The sequence below is a fragment of the Heyndrickxia acidicola genome, from assembly GCF_001636425.1.
GTDB lineage: Bacteria > Bacillota > Bacilli > Bacillales > Bacillaceae_C > Bacillus_AE > Bacillus_AE acidicola.
On the sequence record NZ_KV440953.1, the window covers coordinates 3,668,987 to 3,688,040 of the forward strand.

Sequence of the window (19,054 nt, forward strand, 5' to 3'; positions counted from 1 at the left end):
CGTATGAATGACGCTTTTCTATTCACTATTTCTCGGGTCTATAAATAGAAATGGGTTGATAGTATGTTTATTACCTCCAGGGAAAAGGCCATTATCGAATTAATTATCAAGACATCCGGAAGACACACGGCTTTGTCCATCGCTACTTTTCTGAATGTAAGTGTTCGGACCATTCAGCGTGATTTAAAGTCAATCGAAAAAATTCTAAAGGATTTCGATCTTCAACTAATCCGTAATCCGAATGATGGGCTGGTCATTGAAGGGAAAAATGAAAAAATCTTTAAGCTGATCCAGCATTTAATGGGGATCCATCCGGTAGATCTGCCGCCTCAAGAAAGAAAGCTTCAGCTTTTATTGGCATTGCTGCAAAAGGAAGAGTCCTATAAAATACAAGGATTGGCTTTTCAGCTAGGTGTCAGTATTACGACCCTCACAGCCTATCTCGATGAATTGGCAGACTGGCTGGCTAATTTCCATGTCAAGCTGACAAGGAAGAGGGGAGTAGGCGTTGAAATTACAGGGAAGGAATTGGATAAGCGAAAAGCATTGGCAGGCTTCTTTCTGCTGTATTTCAATGAGGAGCTAATTGAAAGCTTATTTTTACTGGAAAAAGGGAATTGTTCAAATGAAAAGGTGCTGTACTTTTTTTCCCCGTCGTATCTTCATCAAATTGACAAAGCAGTGAATGCAAGCATCAACACAGGAATGGCGCGTCTTGCTGACAGTGACTACATTGGGTTCATTGTCCATCTCTGTATTACGATGCAACGGGCGGAAGAAGGATTTTTTCTGGAAGAGGAAAACAGCAGCCGAAGCGACGTAAGGGATGAATATCAATTAGTGGCAGATATTTGCGGAGCTCTTAAAGAGAATTTTTCCATACCCTTTTCACATGAAGATATTCATTATTTGGCTGTCATTCTTAAAGGGTCAAAGCTGCAGGCAGCCGATGCGGTGCCGTATGATAGTGTGGTGCTGGGGCAAAGAATTAAGAAATTAATCCAATATGTTTCCACTCAGCTGCATGTGGATTTAACGAAGGATTTTTCTTTGTTCCAGGGGCTGTTGGCACATATGGAGCCATCGCTATTCAGGATTAAGCAGCAAATGGGGCTATTTAACCCCTTAACAGAAGAAATCAAACGCAAGTATCCTGTTCTGTTTATGGCCATTAAGAATGGTGTGGAAAAGGAATTTGAAGAATTTGGTTTTTTTCCGGATGATGAGATTGCGTTTATTGTGCTTCACTTTGGCTCGGCGCTGGTCATGAGGGAAGAGGATCTGCCGATTCACGCTTTGGTTGTTTGTCCTACCGGAATTGGAACGTCAAAAATGCTGGCAAGCAGAATCAAGAAAGAGATTGTTGAGATTGATTCTGTTGAAGTGAAGTCCATAAAAGAAATGCAGGAAGGAAATTATGACCGCTATGATGTCATTATTTCTACCGTTAGGCTGCCGTTTATAGATATGGATTATATTCTCGTCACACCTCTTTTGAGTGAGGAAGATATAACGAACATCCGGGATTTTTTAAGAAAAAATATTGAGGCTCTCACTCAAAATAAGCATTATATTAAGTCGACGCAAAAAGAGCCTTCTGCACCTAAAACAGCGAAGCGGCCGATTACGGAAGTTCTTCAGGAGTTAAATGATACACAGCAGAGCATGGCCTCCTTGCTGACCAACTTTAGAGTATACCGCCTGCATCATTTACAAAGCCATGAACAGACGCTTTCAGAAATGGTCAGGCAGGCAGAAGAGGATAAGCTGTTAACGAATGGCCAGGACGTAATGGAGACGCTTAAAGAGCGGGAAAGAAAAGGCGGGCTTGGAATTCCCGGCACCAGCATGGGATTATTTCATTGCCGGAGTGAACACGTTAAACAACTCGTTTTTCAAATCTCTCATTTAGAAAATCCTTGTCTTGTAAAAGGCATGGACGGAAAAAACATGTATATGAAGAGTCTGCTGCTAATGCTTGCCCCAGAAGAATTAAGTGCAAGAGAGCAGGAAATTGTAAGTCTGGTCAGCACCAGCCTGATAGAAAATAATGAAGCGATTATGATTTTTTCATCATCGAATGAAGAGATGATTTTGGAAAGGCTTGAATCCATCTTTCTGGAATATCTCCATACTAATTTAATAAAGGAATGATAAGAATGAAACAAGCAGTACATTTTGGAGCAGGAAACATCGGCAGAGGGTTTATCGGAGCATTATTTTCACAATCCGGCTATCATGTAACGTTTGTGGATATTGCAGATCAAATTATTTCTAAATTAAATGAAGAAAAACAGTACCAAGTAAACTTGGCAACGGATGCCCATGAATCTATGACGATTGACAATGTGTCAGGCCTGAATAACCTGACACAGGAAAATGAAGTAATGGAAGCCATTAAAAATGCCACTTATCTGACGACAGCGATCGGACCGAATATCCTTCCTCGTATCGCTCCGTTAATGGCTAAAGGAATTGCTGAGAGAATAAAATCCAACAGCGAAAAGCTTTACGTCATTGCATGTGAAAATCAAATTTCTGCAACCGAGCTTTTAAAAGGCTATATTTTAGAAAGCCTTGATGAGGACACAAAAGCGAAGCTGGAAGGGCAGGTTTACTTCTTTAATTCCGCAGTTGACCGTATCGTGCCAATCCAGAATAACCAAGGCTCCTTAGACGTACTGGTTGAGCCATATTATGAGTGGGTTGTGGAAACAACAGAAACCATTCCTCCAGTAGAAGGCATGAAAATTGTTCCGGATTTGGCCCCTTTCATTGAAAGAAAGCTTTTTACCGTTAACACAGGACATGCTGTTATTGCTTATCTAGGATACTTAGAAGGAAAAGAGACAATCGATCAAACGCTCCAGGACGAAGAAATTGTGAAGCAGGTACAAGCAACACTTGGTGAAACAGGTGCCTACCTCATTAAGGAATACGGCTTAAATGCTGAGGAGCATCAGCAGTATATCAACAAAATTATTAATCGTTTCAAAAATGCTTACCTGAATGACGGTGTAACTCGTGTTGGACGTTCGCCGCTCCGCAAGCTTGGACCAAATGACCGCCTTGTACGCCCGGCTGTCCAAGCGCAAAAAGCAGGACTTTCCTATACAAACCTTGCAAAGGCGATGGCTTCTGCCTTGATGTTTGATTTCAATGGCGATGAGGAAGCTGTTAAGCTCCAATCCCTAATCAAAGAAAAAGGGATTCGTGCAGCATTGAGTGAAGTAAGCGGGCTGGACGAAAATAGTGACATTACAAACGAAATTGTCCGCCATTACGATCAATTAAAGAAATAAGTTGAAATGTTTCCCCCTGAATTTGTATTCGGGGGGATTTTTTTTTGGAACTTTTAACGGATTTCTAAGTCATCTGCCTGCGATACGTCGAAATCAGCTCGTGAACTGCCTTTATTTCCGTTAAGACTCTGAAATCCGTACGCCGATGAGCAAGGAGGTTGCGTTTTTCTTAGGCGGAGGAGGGTGGTAGCTGGAGAATGATGCGATTTTGGGATGGAATGTTGCAAAAGCCTCATCCAGGCGTTTTAAGATAAATGCCCGAGAGTCAGCAGCGAACCTTCACTCGCAAAAAACACCGATCGGCAAGAATCAGTGTTCTTCAGGATAATCACAGTACTCAATGATGGTTCCTTCGGTATCTGCAGGGTTTAAATAGATTAATCGCCTTCCGTGCTTATTGATTCGGAGGCTTCCCTCCAGTGTCCGAATTCCTTGTTTATCCAGCTCTATTAATGCTTCATCAAGGTTATCGACCCGGTATGCCAAATGATGGACACCCTTTCCTTTTTGCCTGATAAACCGTGCGATCGGGGAAGTCGTATTGTTAGTAGGGGCCAGCAGCTCAATGCGGCTGCCGTTGACCTCCATAATCGCCACATCACTTTCCACGCCAGGAACCTCGCTTCGGTACCTGTCAATAAGAGTTCCGTTTAAGACATGTTCGTAAAAATGAATGCTATCCTCTAGATGACGTACTGCAATTCCAATATGGTCCAATGTTTTTTCCAATACAATCTCTCCTAGCTGCGTGTTTCATTTATTGTATCACAGGCGGCTGTTTATTCTGCGCAAAAGTGCAAGAGCGGGATAAGGCTTATCATTCACTGCTTACGGCCTGCAGGCAACAAATCGTGTTTCTGGAAGAAATCTTTATGATGTGAGAATCCAGAACATCACGGCCATGACAGCAATATTGGCTTGACTGCTCCGGGTTTTGCGGCTGATAAAGCCTGTTAAAAGCCCGATCACAAAGGCGCAGAGCATGACAGGAAGGGAATGGCTTTTAACAAAGAATCCGAGAGCGAATAGCAGACTTTGACCTGGGATAGCGAAGAATACTGGCCATCCCCATTTTCGAAAAAACACTTGAAGGATATTTCGAAAATACACTTCATACAGCACGGCATTTATGAGGGTGCCGGCTATCATGCCAATTGAGACAGGGTGCATCAAAGGGTTCACCTTTTTACAGAGAACGGTCAACACAAAGGAAGCAGCAAATAAAGGCGACAGTTTTAAAAAATAGATCCATGCTGCTTTTTGCATTTTCCTCGTGGCGGATGCCTCAGGCAGGTGAGAAGGATTGATGGTTAAAATGGTTATCCAGGCACAAACGGAATAAATGGAAAGAATCCATTGATCCTTGGCAGTTACAAGGGAGCCAAACGTATAGATTGCAGCTAGACCCGTAATATCTAGGGACAGCCGTGCCAGATTTAATTTTTTTCTTGCCTGTGGCGAAAATCTAAAGAAGGGTGTAAATGCATTAGCAGTTTTCAAAGCTTTCGCCTCCCCAGGTATGCCAAAAGGCAATATGCTCAGGCTTATATCGTTTGTCCTGCTGGGTCAAACGGCGTTTGGCCGCCTCCATTCCTGTGCTGAAAACAGAGGAAGAGGGGTAGCCAAAGGCTGTAATTACGACAATCCGATAAGATTCCGGAACTTGCAGCAGATTCTTAACTTCCTTTTCGTCCCAGCCAATCATTTGCCTGCAGCTTATTCCCATGATTTGAGCCTGGTAAACGAGGCTCATCATAGCTAACCCGCAGTCATATAAATAATAATCCTTCCCTGAAACACGGTCATCATCGTCCGGATTGGCCGCCTGCACAACGAATCCTGCAGCTTTTTCTGCCCACTTATTGGTACGGTGGAAGGCGCTGCATAATTGTTTCATTCTGTTTTTCTCTTTTAATAATATATATCTTGCCGGCTGGTGATTCCATGAAGAGGGTGCCTGCCTTGCTGCTTCGAGCAGCAGCCGCCATGCTTCATCACTTACGGTTTGAAGGGTCCAATTCACAACACTTTTTCTTTCGGTTATCTCCATTGCCAGGCTAGTAATTTCATTGTCCATGTTCATTTCTTCCTTTCCAATATTTTTCATTTCTTTTATTATGGAAGTAGTATACATAGGAATGGAGTCACAAACATATCCACTTAAGTCATAAGAAAGTCATGAAAAAAATGAGGGATGAGATGAATCGGTTATTTGTGCTGCTTCGGCTGGTGAATTACGCATTGCCAGTTGGATATGTTATCTATTTTCGGGGAGGGCTGACACTCTGGCAACTTTTGCTTTCTGCAATGGTATGTATGTTTGGTGTTTGGGATATATGGAAAAAGCCCGATGAGAAGGCCGGCAGAATGCGGCTGGGGGTGTGGCTGGAATTAGCAGGTGTGGGTCTATGGATCATAGTCATTCCAAACAGCATCCTGTTTTGTGCATTGATTTCTCCGATTACGCGTTCAGCCATTCATTTATCCTATGCAGACAGGCTGGGCGTATACTTTTTCTCATTAGCGGGAGCCCTTTTCTACTTCTGGATTTATCCAATAGATCTTCCGTGGATTGCGATGATTGTGATAACAGGTATCCTTCTTTACAGCTCTGTAATCGGTGAACTGATAAGGGAACGTGAGCTGGCAAGAAGGCTGGTTGCCTTGTCCGTTTTCGATCAGGAGCAGGCAGCAAGTGATCGTGAAAGAGTAAGAATCAGCCGCCAGCTTCATGATACGACAGGGCAATACTGGACGGCTGTCATCCGGGCGATTGATGTTGCTCTGGCACTTCCACAACCAGAGAATCATGTATATTTGAAAAAAGCCAGAGAAGCAGCCGGCTTGGGATTGCAGGAAATGAGAAGGCTGGTACGAAGCTGGGATGAGGGGGAGAGAACAGCAGAGCAATGGTTAAGGTATGGAATAGAGTCCCTTAAGCAAATGGAAGAGCTGACAAATGTCGAGATACAGCTTCAGCTTTCTCCCATTGACTGGAACGCTTTTAACCAGCCTGATGAAACAGGTGAAGCAGTCGCCAGAACAATGATGGAAGCCGTAACGAATGGAATTCGGCATGGAAAAGCTACTAAAATGGCAATTTGGTTCCAAGAAAAAGAGGATGGGATTTCTCTCTATATAAGGGATAATGGAGCTAGTTTTTTAAGTGAAACGAAGGGAATCGGACTAAAATCCCTTCAGGAGCTGGCGATGGGCTTAGGAGGGAAGCTTCTGATAGAGGGGGTGCCCTCTCGTGGAACAACCGTTCATTTAATCGTGCCTTTTAAGGGATATGATGCTGTTAAGGAGGAGAAACTTTGATTCGTATTGGCATTGCAGAGGACCAGGCGCTGGTTCGGGAAAGTCTTTCTATTGTTCTGGGACTTGAAAAGGATATGGAGGTTGCATGGCAAGCCGCAACAGGCAATGAAGCAGTAAGGGCTGTAATGGAAAAGGCCGTGGATGTTGTGCTGATGGACCTTCGTATGCCGGAGATGGATGGTGTTGCAGCGACCATGCATATCGGTTCATTATCCAATGAGTGTACGATTATTGTTTTAACGACCTTTGACCATGATGAATGGATACTGGATGCCATCCATGCTGGGGCAGAATGCTGCTTTCTGAAGGATATTCCTCCCGGTCTATTAATTAAAGCTATTCGGCTCATTCTTTCGGACAGATTTGATCTGCAAGAATGGAGTCCTGAATGGCGCCTTTATGCACCAGAAATACAAGTAAGTGCAAGAATCCGCTCTTCTCAAATAGCAGGCAGGCAGGTGAGAACAGGCGAGGTTCACCTCACTCCACGGGAATGGGAGATCTTAAGAAGAATCAGTCAAAATCAAACGAATACAGAAATGGCTAAAGCGCTCTTCCTAACACAGGGGACAATTAAAAACTATGTATCCCAGCTTTATATGAAAATCGGTGTCAGCAATCGGGCTGAAGCCATTCGATATGCGCTCGGGAAAGGGATTCTCTAAAAAAGTGAGCTACAGGGGCTAATAAAGGTTCATTGTTGGTACTGACCAATGGTGATAGCAGCGGAAGGCGGGCGCCTGAAGTGGAAATCATCGGCAAAATGACCGGAGACAATGAAATAAAGTCATGCCATGAAAAAAGCAGCTAATGGCTATGAATCTGACCGTACAATAGCACCATTTTAAGAATTCATAAGAAAAGACGTTTATAAACTTGGGAGATTTGGGAATAAAATAATTAGAAGCTACGTTTCATATCTTTTAAAACGGGCTAATGGAAAGAAAAAAACTAACGTCCTGGGAGTTTTAATTATGAGAAGAAGCACAAAAATTGTATTAACCGTTTTGTTTATTGCAGCAGCAGCTATTCTTTTATCTGCATATCTCAAGCATCTTGGATAACTCACCAGAGGCGGCTTTGCCGCCGTCCCAACCGGCATGAAAAATGCCGGCTTCTTATTTGTGATGAGCTTTTGTGCAGTGCAGTACTAAAGGGGTCTGACCCCTTTAGTGTAGTAAAGTAAAAGAGTGGGATACCGATATTTTTGAGTTTTTGGAAAAATCAGTAGATTATTTGATGAGAGCGGTGTATGATGAAGAATACAACTATAAAATGGAAAAATATACGTGAAAACGGTCTTGTTTATAGAGAAAGGGACAATCTTATGCGAGTGTATGAAACGAAAGACTATGAACTTGTAGCAAAATTAAATAAACCAGTTCAGGAGCTGCATGCGAAGCTTTTTCCGGATCTTTTTTTTGGCTATGACGAAGCAAAAACGAAGGAGTTCTTTAAAGCGATCATCAATAAAACAGACTATTTTTTTCTTGTAATAGAAGACCAGGAGCGGCCTATGGGCTATGCATGGATAGAAGTAAAGGATCGTCAGGAAAACGCTTCTAAAAAAGGCAGCCGTTCCATTTATGTCCACCAAATTAGCGTGGAGGGAGCAATGCGTCATATGGGGTATGGCAGCAGGCTTATGGACGAAGTTGAAGAATTAGCGAAAAAATATAAGGCCGATAGAGTAGAGCTGGACTATTGGGTAGGGAATGAAGGAGCAGAAGCTTTTTATAAAAAACGCCAATTTGAGCCTTTTCGCAGACATGTTTATAAAACGATAAGTACTTAAAAACATATTCGTCTATAACAAATCTCCGCGAAGCATTGCGCGGAGATTTTCTATAATGGTAAGGTGTACTGCATCATTTACTAGGCACGCTTGTAAGTCTCGTATTGAAAATAATAAAATGCTAAACATGTGGAAATTTTTCTTGTTTATCTCCAGTTGGAAGGTTACAAGCCAAACCTTCCTAATCAATGGTTCGGGGGTATAAGACAAGCTGTCTAGATGGTTAAAAGGTAACTTTAAAGCTGAGTTTTGTCTTATGCTTGTCGCCTAAGCTGACTTGCGATTTTCATGTTTTCTTTATAAGTTTTGGTGAAAAATTCGGAATATATGGATATGTTATCTTGCAAATATTATACTAGAATAAAAACAACAAAAAGATGTACAGATAGAGATGGAGGAGGAACAATGTCGAGGGAAAATAAAAGCTTCTATGCTTTGTTGGGGGTTCTTCTTTTAGGGCCGGCGACAGGATATGAAATAAAACAAACCATTGAAAAGTGGCTCAGCCATTTTTGGTGTGAAAGCTACGGCCAAATATATCCGAATTTAAAGAGACTGGTAGAGGAAAATCTTGCAACAGTTAAAACGGAGGTGCAGGTTGGGAAGCCCAATAAGAATATATACTCCATCACTGACAGAGGCCGCCAGGTATTAACCGAATGGCTGATGAAACCCATCGTAAGCCATCCTCCAGTCAAAAATGAATTTCTGCTCAAGCTTTTTTTCAGCCAGAGTATTCCTTTAGAAGAAAGTATTGAACAGGTGAAACAGCATAAGCAGAAAATGCTTGAAATTTCAATGTTCTTTGAGCATTTAAAGATAGATGCAGCTGCCCAATGTCAGGAAGAAACGGAAACACTCTATCGTTCTTTAACGTTAGATTATAGCTATAGAGCGGTTAAAGGTATTATTGAATGGTGTGATGATTGTATTCACCGGTTGGAAAAAAGTAAATCACCAGTAAAAGAAGAGGTTCGGTAAGAGAACAAAAGAATGAATACATAAGCTGCATAAAGGCTAAAATCGGCTTTTAATACAGGAATTGAAGCCTGCTTGCAAACCTTTTTTGTTTAGTCTGTTAAAGTTCCAGATTGATATTGACCCAATGGTGATTGAAGCAGAGAACGAGCACTCGGTGAGGTAAGGAGAATCAGAGCATTACCAATATCTATGTTAAGGTGAATATGAATTTGAAGCCAATGGTGAGTGAAACTTTAGGACAAGAGACTCCTACAGCCTAAGCCGACAGGGAGAATGCTGCACTAGATATAAAACTTATTTTTGGCATTTTTCATCAAGGCTGTTTTCGCATAGATTGTTGCTTTACGTACAAGGCATCATTCCGTATGTTGTCTGTCTTCGTGGCATCTTTTCGTAAGAAATTCACAGATTTACTACAGAGCCTGTGAATTTCATTATTTTTTGTGTTAAATAGCAACAAAGTTTTCGAAAAGAGCCTTCATCAAAAAGGAATTTTACAGACTAGAAGGGATATAGTACCAGTGGAAAGAAGTAGTAAGAGAGACCTTTCGAGGATGGACGTATACAACAAACTTGAGAAAAGAATTGAGAAGCAAGGAGGAGAAAGCATGGAGAATCAGGAGCTATGGGATGATATCGTAAGCCAGATGAAGAATAAATTAGGGCCGAATGCGTACAACACATGGTTTAAGCACTCCAATCTAATTACAGTAGAAGAAAAAAAATTAGTGGTGCAGGCATCCAATGAATTTGCTGCTGACTGGATCCGCAAGCATTATCTCCATGAAATAGAAAAAGCTGCCGAGAAGGTATTTAAAAGAAGCATGTCTATTACCATCACGAATAAAAATGCAAAAGCCTATCAGCAATAAATCTACAGAAAGTGTGGAAGAGAAAATGGACGATCCGATCGAACGGTTATCCAGCTGGCCGCAGGCACTGGAAAAAATCAATACCGATCAAGCAGATGAGTATTTTGCCCCTTTAGCAGAAGGGAAATGGTCGAAGGCAGCTATGATTGCCCATATTCTTTTTTGGGACCAGTTCTTCCTGGAGGAAAGACTTCCTTTCATGGTAAAAGGAGCAGCATTAAGCAGATTAAGCAGCGACGATGTGGAAGAGCTGAATCAAAAGGCATGGGATTACGCGCATTCCGGAATCGCTCTTAAACAGCTTATTGGGGAGGCAATCAACCAAAGGGAGAGGCTGATTCACTACTTGGAAGATAAGGACCTGTCCACGGCTTTTACCATTGGAGGCAAGGTCTTGTCGCTGGAGGAATATACACAAAGCGAAGCTGAACATGATGAGCACCATATCAGGCAGCTAGGGCCGCCGGCTAATGTAAAAAGTGAAGAATAACTGTGCTTCAAGGGGGGATACATGCAATCCTTCCTTTTTAATTTAAAATACAGTTATGTTGTATAGAATGGAGGACGGAAACTCCTTGGAAAAGTGATGTCTAAAAAACTGAAGCTATTTGAGATTGTCCATTAATACACGATTGTTGGGCAAAAGCTTTCCTTTTTTGAACCCGCACTTTTCATAGCAGCTTATCGCACGCCTATTATCGCATTGTGGGTCCATAGCAATCATCTGTGCGTTTTTTTTCAGTAAATAGGAAGCAAGACATCGTTGTTACCAGGAGTGTCCCCATCCCTTTTCCCCATATTGCGGGATTTCCAATTAATTGGTCCATTCCAAAGGCAGGATTGCTTTTATCATAACCATATTCCATCCTCTCTGAGCTATTCAGCATATAATATTGGACAAATCCAATAGGTCCATCGGCTGTTTCAGCTATACAAGGAATAACAGGAATGCTTCCTTCTATACGGGGCGTGTATTTACGAGCTACTTCCTGTGCACTCATTCTTGGGCCATAAAAAGCAGTGATGGCTTCATTAGCAAGCCATTTTGCCATCAGAGGCAGACGGAATGAGTCGTGAGTCTGATAGAGAAAGCGCCATTTTTCACGAGACTATGAACTTTATTCATTTTGCCACCGTCCTTATAGTTGTTAGTATAAAATAGACATGAGAACCTGAAAAGCTGCCGGTGTGAAAAATGGAAATGGCAGGTGGGAATTGGCTATAATAAGAAAAGGCTCTTTTTACATAGAAATGCCTTTGATGGAATAAGAATTCAAAGCTTTGAATAAAACACAGCACGGGAGGCAGAAAGGGGGAGGTTTGGCGATTGGAGTCGATCACATCCTATGTTGATCATTATGGTTACATTGTCTTATTTGTTGCTTTGCTGCTAGAAATGATCGCTTTGCCAGTTCCGGGAGAAATCCTGATGAGCTATACGGGGTACTTGGTGTATCAGCATCATTTGAATTGGTTCTTAGCCATTTTTGCTGCCGGCTTTGGGACGTCAATGGGAATGACCCTGTCTTATTGGATCGGAAGCATACTGGGCGGTCCTTTTATAAAAAAGTATGGCAGCTTGTTCCATTTGGGGCCAAAACAAATGGAAAGAACCTCCTCCTGGTTTAATCGATATGGGAATAAAGTGCTGATTATAGCCTATTTTATTCCCGGCATCCGTCATATTACAGGTTATTTTTCCGGTATCACAAGAGGGAATTTTCGTGCGTATGCCATCTATGCCTATGCAGGTGCTTTTTTTTGGACGGGGACGTTTATCTCGATTGGAAAATTACTTGGACCAAAGTGGGATCAATTCCACAATTCTGCTATAAAGTATATGGGCATCGGCATTGTCATTATTGCCCTTGGTGTGGCTGCTGTATATGTCTATCGAAAATACAGCCTGCAAATCAAATCCATCGCCTATGCACTTGTTCTTTGGGTGTTCAGTATTTTTAAAACCAGAATACGAACAGAATTTGTGATTGCGGGAACGGCTATTGTGACATTAGGGTTTGCTGTCCTGATGATTAAAATGATACAGTTCTTTGTCGGAAATGAATTTCAGGATTTTAATGGAGTAGTGAATGTCTTCGTTCCATTGATGTTTGATCGGCAATGGAGCTGGGTGATGGATTTGTTCCTTCAGCTTGGAACGCAAAAAGCCCTAATGACGGTGATTATTCTCACAATTATGTGGATTCTTTTAAGAGGAAAAGACAAAACTCATGAGATTTTAACTCTATTTATTCTCACCATGGGGGGAGAGCTTTACGAAGAAACACTTAGAAGGGTGTTTCATCAAGTAGAGGCCAATCATTTTATCACTTTGGATTATGTCACCAGCTTTCCAAGCGATGGCTCCATAATGATTTTGATTGTATACGGATTTGCCGTCTATATGCTTGTGCGGCATTCTCAAAGAATATGGATCCATACACTGGCGGATGTACTGCTTGTTGTCTGTTTGCTCTTGATTGGGGCAAGCCATGTCTTTTTTGGCCTTCAGCAGCCCAGTGATATTGCGGCAGGCTTTACTTTCGGCGGAGTCTGGCTCGGATTAAATATACTGCTGCTCGAGCTGTTTCGCCTGCTATAGATAGATGATTTTTGAATGTCCTGCGGCATGAAGGCAAAGCTGCTTTCCTGTCCGCATGAAAATATAAGAAGTAAGATGTAGGAGGAAGAGGATGTCTGGTATTGTCCATCATTTATTAACAACCCTTGTAAGTCTTGGGTACTTTGGAATTGCCTTAGGATTAATGGTTGAAATTATTCCGAGTGAGATTGTTTTAGCCTATGCAGGGTATTTAGTGTCAAAGGGAGAAGTGAATTTTGCCGGAGCGGTTATTGCAGGGACGATCGGAGCGCTGATTGCCCAGCTGATCCTGTATTGGATTGGAGCATATGGCGGCCGTCCGTTTTTAAGAAAATATGGGAAGTACCTTTTTATTCATGAAAAACATATTGATTTGGCCGATGAATGGTTTAAGCGTTATGGTGCAGGTGTGGTGTTTACAGCCCGTTTTGTTCCTGTATTAAGACAGGCGATTTCCATCCCGGCCGGTATTGCCAAAATGTCGTATGCCAAGTTCATTGGCTATACGGTTCTTGCGAGTGTCATCTGGTCCATTTTGTTTATTTATTTGGGAGATAAGCTGGCTGCGAACTGGAGCAAGGTAGATACGTATGCCAAGCCGTTACTGGAGCCTTTAATGATTATAGGATTCCTTGTAATTATTGGATATGTAATTTTCAGTATTTCGCGGCGCAAGAAAAAAATATAACGACTGCAGGTTTGTAACTCGATGAAAAAAGCATCCAAGAGAGTAACGGGTTCTGTTTTCGAGTACAAGTTCATAAAAAGCATAAGAAATGGGGCATCAAATCGCATATGAATTGGATGTCCCTTTTTTATTGATATAAAGGCATTTTAAATGAAAATTGAGTGTTTTTGGTATAGTAATTCGCACATAAAATAGTAACGTTACACAAGTTTCTGTAACTGCACTAAATGGACCGCTTTTTTAAGTGCGAATTCATCTCCATTTTTAGTATTTATGTTACATTAATAATAGATATTGTGAAGAAATGTACTTGAACTGCGTGCTATACTTCAATCAATGGGCGAAGAAAAAGCAGGAAAAGAACTGACAACTTTATTACCAACTCTTAAACGTTGGAAAAAAGCATAACTCTTTCTATTGATGGTTTAATAAGCACCGAAAAAGGAGTGACATAATTTGCGTGTTCGTTTTCGAAACGTAGTAATAATTGCGGGAGTGTTCCTCGTTTTAATCACGCTATATGTTGTTTGGAAATATGAACAAATCAATTCATATGGACGTTCAATAAAACCTGTAAAATCTGACGCAATTATCGTACTTGGAGCAGCAGTTGTGGGTAAAGATCAACCGAGTCCCGTTTTACAGGAACGCCTTACCTCGGCACTCACTCTCTATCGCCAACATTATGCTTCATCATTTATCCTAACTGGAGGACAAGGTGTAGGTGAGTCTATAGCCGAAGCGGAAGCGAGCCAACGGTATTTGGAGAGTAAAGGAGTACCTTCGGCAGTTATGTACCTAGATAATAAATCCAAAAACACTTGGGAAAATTTGTTCAACGCAAAACAGATTATGCAGAAACAAGGGATGCATACAGCAATCATTGTGACGGACTTCTATCATCAGGAACGTGCCCAACTCTATGCTCGTGAACTAGGTATGAATACAAGCGGATATGTTGGACAAATTCCACCTATGACCAACCCAAAGGAAACGTTACGTGAAGTGATTGCAATTACTCTAGAAAGACATTAGCAACAATCTTTATGAAAACGGCTTAAAAAACGAAGGAAACCTTGATAAACTGGGTTCCCTTAACGGTGTTTTTTCAATGCTATTTGGTATGCTATTTAACTTGCTTTTTCGAGTTTTGTACTTCAAAACAGAACCCGTTACCAAGAGGGTGCTTTTTTTTTGCGTGCTGGGTAATATAACGTTAAATGAAGCAGAACTGACGATTTAAAGAGGGAAGAGCCTTTACATCGTTTTTTCTTCTTCCTTTTTCTTTTGGAATCGTTGCTTGATGTATTTAACAATCGGATATTTTTCTTTTATATATTGAAAGCCATATAAAAGCAGCGCTCTAGAAAACAGGATGGATACATATTGTAATGGATTTATCCTAACAAAGGATACGATTCCAAAGCGTTTTAGCATGTTTACCACGGGATAAGCGAAAATGAAGTGCATGATGGTATTCACCACAAGATAGAGAAAGAATTTTCCGTAGGTCCACTTCATGATCCAAAAAGTAGTGAAAAGATAAGGCCCTAAAATAAAGGACATATCGCCTTTGGCTTTTGAATGTACCTGGGTGTAAAACCACCACCATCTGCGGCGAAAGGCAATAATATTCTCCAGTTTGACAATAAAACTAGTGAAAATAGCCGCAGGGAGAAACCTTTTTATTGTCTTTTTCCCCAAAAACAGAAGGGAAGACCAAGGGATAATCATCATTAATAATAATAAAAACCGTGAATTTTTCACTTCAGGCACCTCCATTTCTTACAGTCTCCAAATCCCGGTAAAATATTACTAAAATTTGGTTAAGTTACTGCGCTAAAGCACTAAAGGGGTCTGACCCCTTCTTCGCGTTAATGCACGAAAGTGTTTTTCTTTTGGTTAGCTTTTGTTAGTATTTACCTTGAGGGGGGATAGGAGAATGAAGCATTACATTTTGAGCAGGGAGCGGTCACGGAAAATTGAAGTGTTCAACAGCGAAAAGGTTACGCTGAATCCTATTATGAAAATGGAGCATCCTGCCCAGGTCGTTCGAATGGATTTTGAGCCCGGCGGTATACTTGGCATGCACCCTGCGACATGTGACCAGTTATTTTTGATTGTAGAGGGAGAGGGCTGGGTCCGGACAAATGAAACAGAGAAAATATTACTAAAAGCTGGTGAGTCTGCTTTCTGGAGAAAAGGGGAAGAACATGAGTCTGGGACAGTCAATGGAATGAAAGTGATGATAATTGAAGGGGATCAATTGAATCCCGAATGCCTTATGCTTGAAGAGTTGAAGGGAAAATGATTGAATAGCAGAGCAGATAAAGCATCTCCATGGCGGCCATTTCCATTGGAAGATGCCTTTTTTATGAAGGTTCTGTTAAAGCTTAATGTTGATTTTTATACCCATATTGATTGGAGCTGCTGCCGTGAGACTCCTGATTAGAAAAGCGGGTTTAGAAGAGACCCCGTAGGAGCATGCGGCAAGCAGGCTCCCCTGCCGCCCGCTGAATGTGAGAAACTGCAGCGGAAATCAACAGGCAGATAACAGAGCCTTTTTAAAAAAGGAAGGACGGCCTTTAATTTATCTTATAAATAATGAAATCCTACAAATACTAATCACGTATCGGAAAAGTGGCAGGAGTTTACTGTAATACACCTGCCTCCTGCAAGCAACCATGGGTCGATACACCTGCAATAAAATTTAGATGGATATGAAAATAGAATGACTAAGTGCTTAATATTAGCTACATCTAATCTTTTTACCCATTTTTCATATGGAAAATTGTTCAGAAATCTCTTGTATTTATCTGAAAAATCCTATGACACATTTGCCAGATGTGGGTATTATTTTTAGACTATTTTCGCCGTTAATCTGCAATATCTATATTAATTTTCCCTTATTTATTATAGAATATCGATAACAGTGTCTATAAAAAGCTGTTATCTTGGAGCTGAAAAAGCTCGCTTCATATCTTAGCGTGGACTTCACGAAAGACTATAAAAAATGAAGAGGTATGTTATGGACTCAAGAATTAGAAAGAAGAAAAAACGAAAGAGCAGAAAAAGAAAACTGCTTTTATCCTTAATCATCCTGATTATTGCCGTTATCGGATATTCCGCTATTCAATATTATCAAGGTGTTAATCAAACGGCTGAATCTGACCGTTTAAAAATGGACAATGTAAAGTTCAATGGCCAAAAGGACCAGTATGGCAGAACCAACGTACTGCTGCTTGGAGTAGATGCAAGGGGCGGACAAAAAGCCTCCAGAACCGACTCAATTATGATTGCTCAATACGATCCGAATAAAAAAACGGTCAAGCTTGTATCGGTCATGCGTGATATTTTCGCCGATATTCCCGGGTATAAGCCGTATAAAATCAATACAGCCTACTTCCTGGGCGGACCGGAGCTTTTAAGGCAAACCCTCAAGCAAAACCTTGGAATCGATGTTCAATACTATGCAATTGTTGATTTTAATGGATTTGTGAAAGTCATTGATACTCTTGCTCCTGATGGCATTGAGGTTACTGTCCCTCATGATATGTCCAAAAATATTGGTGTCACTTTGCATAAAGGGACGCAAAAGCTTCACGGAAAAGAACTTCTTGGCTTCTCCCGTTTCCGCCATGATTCACAAGGAGACTTTGGACGAGTAGCCCGTCAGCAGGAAGTATTAAAGGCAATTAAATCGCAAGTCCTAAGTATTAGCGGAATTGCTAAAGCACCGAAGCTGCTTGGAACGATTGCGCCATATGTGGCGACTAATATGAACACAAGTGACAGAATGGGAGTCTTGACTGATCTCTTGCTTCATCCTGGAATGAAAATAAAAACCATGACGATACCGGTAAAAGGGACTTATCAAAATGCGCGGAGCTCGTATGATGGAGATGTGCTGGAAATTGATAAGGAAAAGAACCGCGAGGCGCTCAGTGCATTCTTGGGAGAAGATTTAACAACAGGACAGTCTGCTGATACAACCACGGATGATACAACATCTACATTTAGCCAGTCGGGTTCATCCAATCAATCAGATCCATCCAGTCAGTCGAATTCGACCGATAACACCGGGCAATAATTCATATAATTAAAAACGGCTAGTCCAATTTTTAAAATAAATGGACTGGCCGTTTTTTTGTAGGTTTGATGAGTGGTTTTAGTGCGTTAAAGCAAAAAAGGGGTCTGACCCCTTTAGTGGAATAAAGTAATCCATCTGGGCATTTGGACCTGTTTTACCCGATTATCCGCACATTTTACCCGATTCTATCGAGTTTTTACCCGATTATCTTTCAAGTTTGCCCGATTAATGGGATGTTTTACCCGATTTTTTTGTCTGAAAGGCAAGGGGCGTTTGTAGGTGGTTTTAAATCCATTCCTGTTTGTTATTTACACGGTACTGGCAAAGGAAAAACATAATGATTGAAGATTCAGGGTCTCTAAAACGGATAAAGGTTACAAATAAGTAGAGAGAAAGCCTTTTAAAACATTAAAAAACCTGCCTTTTATCGAAGGCAGGAATTAAAGGAGATCATCATTTTTATATCAGGTCTCCAAGCTTTTTTCCACCATGAAATGAGAAATATACACATCTGGAGCTATTTCGCTTTTGCCGGTTTTTTGAAACCCGAAGCTATGATATAACCGAACAGCGGGCTCATTTTTTTCTCCTGTGCTGACTTTGAAGCAGGACGCTTCAGGGTAGGAATCAACGACGTGCTGCAATAAAGCGCTGCCAATTCCCTTTCTAAAATGAAGAGGATGGACAATCAATCTGCATATGACTAAATGGTTGTCCTCAAAGCTAATCGATATGACCCCGGCCAATTCATCCTCTTGATAAAAGCCAAAAAAGGTTTCGCGGCTTTCTAGCAAAGAGTTGACAGTCTCATGCAACGGAGGTATGTCGTAGAAATTTAATAGCTTCGCTTCTATATTATATGCAGGCAGTTGGATGCGTAAAACGCTTTCGGCTGCCTCTACATCTGTTATATCTAAAATCTTAATCATTACCATACCCCCTGCATGATAGACTTTTTTACTATTATACATACAAATAGAGGAGACAAGGAGAGGTTTTTTTAGGAAAATGAAATATTTTTCTGAAAAATAACTTTATTCTGAGATAAATTGGATAATCACGAAAACAGGATGAGAATAACAGGTTCTATTCTTATTAATTTCCCACGCTTTAATCTATTGTACGCAAAGCAGCAATCTATGCAGAAACAGCGTCCGCTTTTAAAGAAAAGGGTTGATGTTATAGAAGGAATGTTGTAAATTGTATAATAAGAATTAATTTTTCGAAATATAAAATTACATAGTTGTATCTTATCAAGAGAGGCGGAGGGACTGGCCCAGCGATGCCTCAGCAACCAGTCAATTATATTGACCCGGTGCTAATTCCAGCAGGTGTAAGCCTGGACGATAAGAAGAATGTGACGATTCTAAAGGCCTTCTTCTTAAAGAAGGTCTTTTTATTTT

General features: G+C 41.1%; 20 protein-coding genes and 1 riboswitch. Of the genes, 14 read left to right on the forward strand and 6 right to left on the reverse strand.

The window, feature by feature from the left end; translation table 11 throughout:
* Positions 1-63 precede the first annotated feature (63 nt).
* Positions 64-2,154: a BglG family transcription antiterminator gene (locus tag A5N88_RS17180; protein WP_066268200.1), complete on the forward strand. Its 2,091-nt coding sequence runs from the start codon at positions 64-66 to the stop codon at positions 2,152-2,154.
* A gap of 5 nt (positions 2,155-2,159) precedes the next feature.
* Positions 2,160-3,302, forward strand: a complete 1,143-nt coding sequence (locus A5N88_RS17185; RefSeq protein WP_066268201.1) for a mannitol-1-phosphate 5-dehydrogenase — start codon at positions 2,160-2,162, stop codon at positions 3,300-3,302.
* A gap of 309 nt (positions 3,303-3,611) precedes the next feature.
* On the opposite strand, the gene A5N88_RS17190 is transcribed toward A5N88_RS17185, so the two are convergent.
* The 3 genes from A5N88_RS17190 to A5N88_RS17200 all read right to left on the reverse strand — a co-directional run bounded on the left by A5N88_RS17190 (position 3,612) and on the right by A5N88_RS17200 (position 5,379).
* Positions 3,612-4,031, reverse strand: a complete 420-nt coding sequence (locus A5N88_RS17190) for a VOC family protein (RefSeq protein WP_066268203.1) — start codon at positions 4,029-4,031, stop codon at positions 3,612-3,614.
* A gap of 141 nt (positions 4,032-4,172) precedes the next feature.
* Positions 4,173-4,802, reverse strand: a complete 630-nt coding sequence (locus A5N88_RS17195; RefSeq protein WP_066268205.1) for a CPBP family glutamic-type intramembrane protease — start codon at positions 4,800-4,802, stop codon at positions 4,173-4,175.
* Positions 4,789-5,379, reverse strand: a complete 591-nt coding sequence (locus A5N88_RS17200) for a nitroreductase family protein (RefSeq protein WP_198160312.1) — start codon at positions 5,377-5,379, stop codon at positions 4,789-4,791. Before A5N88_RS17200 ends, A5N88_RS17195 begins: the two co-directional genes overlap by 14 nt.
* 122 nt (positions 5,380-5,501) lie before the next feature.
* On the opposite strand from A5N88_RS17200, the gene A5N88_RS17205 reads away from it, so the two are divergent.
* From A5N88_RS17205 to A5N88_RS17230, 6 genes are all read left to right on the forward strand, one after another.
* On the forward strand, positions 5,502-6,623 hold the full coding sequence (locus A5N88_RS17205) for a sensor histidine kinase (protein ID WP_066268209.1): 1,122 nt from the start codon (positions 5,502-5,504) through the stop codon (positions 6,621-6,623).
* Positions 6,620-7,288, forward strand: a complete 669-nt coding sequence (locus A5N88_RS17210) for a response regulator transcription factor (protein ID WP_066268212.1) — start codon at positions 6,620-6,622, stop codon at positions 7,286-7,288. Before A5N88_RS17205 ends, A5N88_RS17210 begins: the two co-directional genes overlap by 4 nt.
* Before the next feature lie 587 nt (positions 7,289-7,875).
* A complete protein-coding gene (locus A5N88_RS17215; RefSeq protein ID WP_083953191.1) occupies positions 7,876-8,418 on the forward strand; it encodes a GNAT family N-acetyltransferase in 543 nt (180 codons plus the stop codon).
* A 405-nt stretch (positions 8,419-8,823) separates the two neighbouring features.
* On the forward strand, positions 8,824-9,399 hold the full coding sequence (locus A5N88_RS17220) for a PadR family transcriptional regulator (protein WP_066268214.1): 576 nt from the start codon (positions 8,824-8,826) through the stop codon (positions 9,397-9,399).
* Positions 9,400-10,007: 608 nt separating this feature from the next.
* Positions 10,008-10,271: a DnaA N-terminal domain-containing protein gene (locus tag A5N88_RS17225; protein WP_066268215.1), complete on the forward strand. Its 264-nt coding sequence runs from the start codon at positions 10,008-10,010 to the stop codon at positions 10,269-10,271.
* A gap of 25 nt (positions 10,272-10,296) precedes the next feature.
* Positions 10,297-10,761: a DinB family protein gene (locus tag A5N88_RS17230; RefSeq protein WP_066270647.1), complete on the forward strand. Its 465-nt coding sequence runs from the start codon at positions 10,297-10,299 to the stop codon at positions 10,759-10,761.
* Positions 10,762-10,966: 205 nt separating this feature from the next.
* Here A5N88_RS17230 and A5N88_RS17235 read toward each other — a convergent pair whose 3' ends face one another.
* Positions 10,967-11,323, reverse strand: a complete 357-nt coding sequence (locus tag A5N88_RS17235) for a GNAT family N-acetyltransferase (protein ID WP_066268216.1) — start codon at positions 11,321-11,323, stop codon at positions 10,967-10,969.
* Between the two features lie 275 nt (positions 11,324-11,598).
* Between A5N88_RS17235 and A5N88_RS17240 the strand changes: the two genes are divergently transcribed.
* From A5N88_RS17240 to A5N88_RS17250, 3 genes are all read left to right on the forward strand, one after another.
* Entirely contained in the window at positions 11,599-12,873 is a 1,275-nt protein-coding gene (locus tag A5N88_RS17240; protein ID WP_066268218.1) for a VTT domain-containing protein, read from the forward strand.
* 91 nt (positions 12,874-12,964) lie between these two features.
* Complete coding sequence (gene uptA / locus A5N88_RS17245) at positions 12,965-13,561, forward strand: undecaprenyl phosphate transporter UptA (RefSeq protein WP_066268219.1); 597 nt, start codon at positions 12,965-12,967, stop codon at positions 13,559-13,561.
* Between the two features lie 456 nt (positions 13,562-14,017).
* On the forward strand, positions 14,018-14,596 hold the full coding sequence (locus tag A5N88_RS17250) for a YdcF family protein (RefSeq protein WP_066268225.1): 579 nt from the start codon (positions 14,018-14,020) through the stop codon (positions 14,594-14,596).
* A 222-nt stretch (positions 14,597-14,818) separates the two neighbouring features.
* Here A5N88_RS17250 and A5N88_RS17255 read toward each other — a convergent pair whose 3' ends face one another.
* Entirely contained in the window at positions 14,819-15,328 is a 510-nt protein-coding gene (locus tag A5N88_RS17255) for a hypothetical protein (protein WP_198160313.1), read from the reverse strand.
* A 175-nt stretch (positions 15,329-15,503) separates the two neighbouring features.
* On the opposite strand from A5N88_RS17255, the gene A5N88_RS17260 reads away from it, so the two are divergent.
* The 3 genes from A5N88_RS17260 to A5N88_RS17265 all read left to right on the forward strand — a co-directional run bounded on the left by A5N88_RS17260 (position 15,504) and on the right by A5N88_RS17265 (position 17,651).
* Positions 15,504-15,872 carry a cupin domain-containing protein gene (locus A5N88_RS17260; RefSeq protein WP_066268229.1) on the forward strand — a complete coding sequence of 123 codons (369 nt, stop codon included), beginning with the start codon at positions 15,504-15,506 and terminating at the stop codon, positions 15,870-15,872.
* Positions 15,873-16,013, forward strand: a complete 141-nt coding sequence (locus A5N88_RS25015; protein WP_157090703.1) for a hypothetical protein — start codon at positions 15,873-15,875, stop codon at positions 16,011-16,013. It abuts the gene before it with no gap.
* A gap of 576 nt (positions 16,014-16,589) precedes the next feature.
* On the forward strand, positions 16,590-17,651 hold the full coding sequence (locus A5N88_RS17265; RefSeq protein WP_066268233.1) for an LCP family protein: 1,062 nt from the start codon (positions 16,590-16,592) through the stop codon (positions 17,649-17,651).
* A 464-nt stretch (positions 17,652-18,115) separates the two neighbouring features.
* On the opposite strand, the gene A5N88_RS17270 is transcribed toward A5N88_RS17265, so the two are convergent.
* On the reverse strand, positions 18,116-18,580 hold the full coding sequence (locus A5N88_RS17270) for a GNAT family N-acetyltransferase (RefSeq protein ID WP_066268235.1): 465 nt from the start codon (positions 18,578-18,580) through the stop codon (positions 18,116-18,118).
* Positions 18,581-18,898: 318 nt separating this feature from the next.
* Positions 18,899-19,004: riboswitch (SAM riboswitch) on the forward strand.
* The last annotated feature ends 50 nt before the right edge of the window (positions 19,005-19,054 follow it).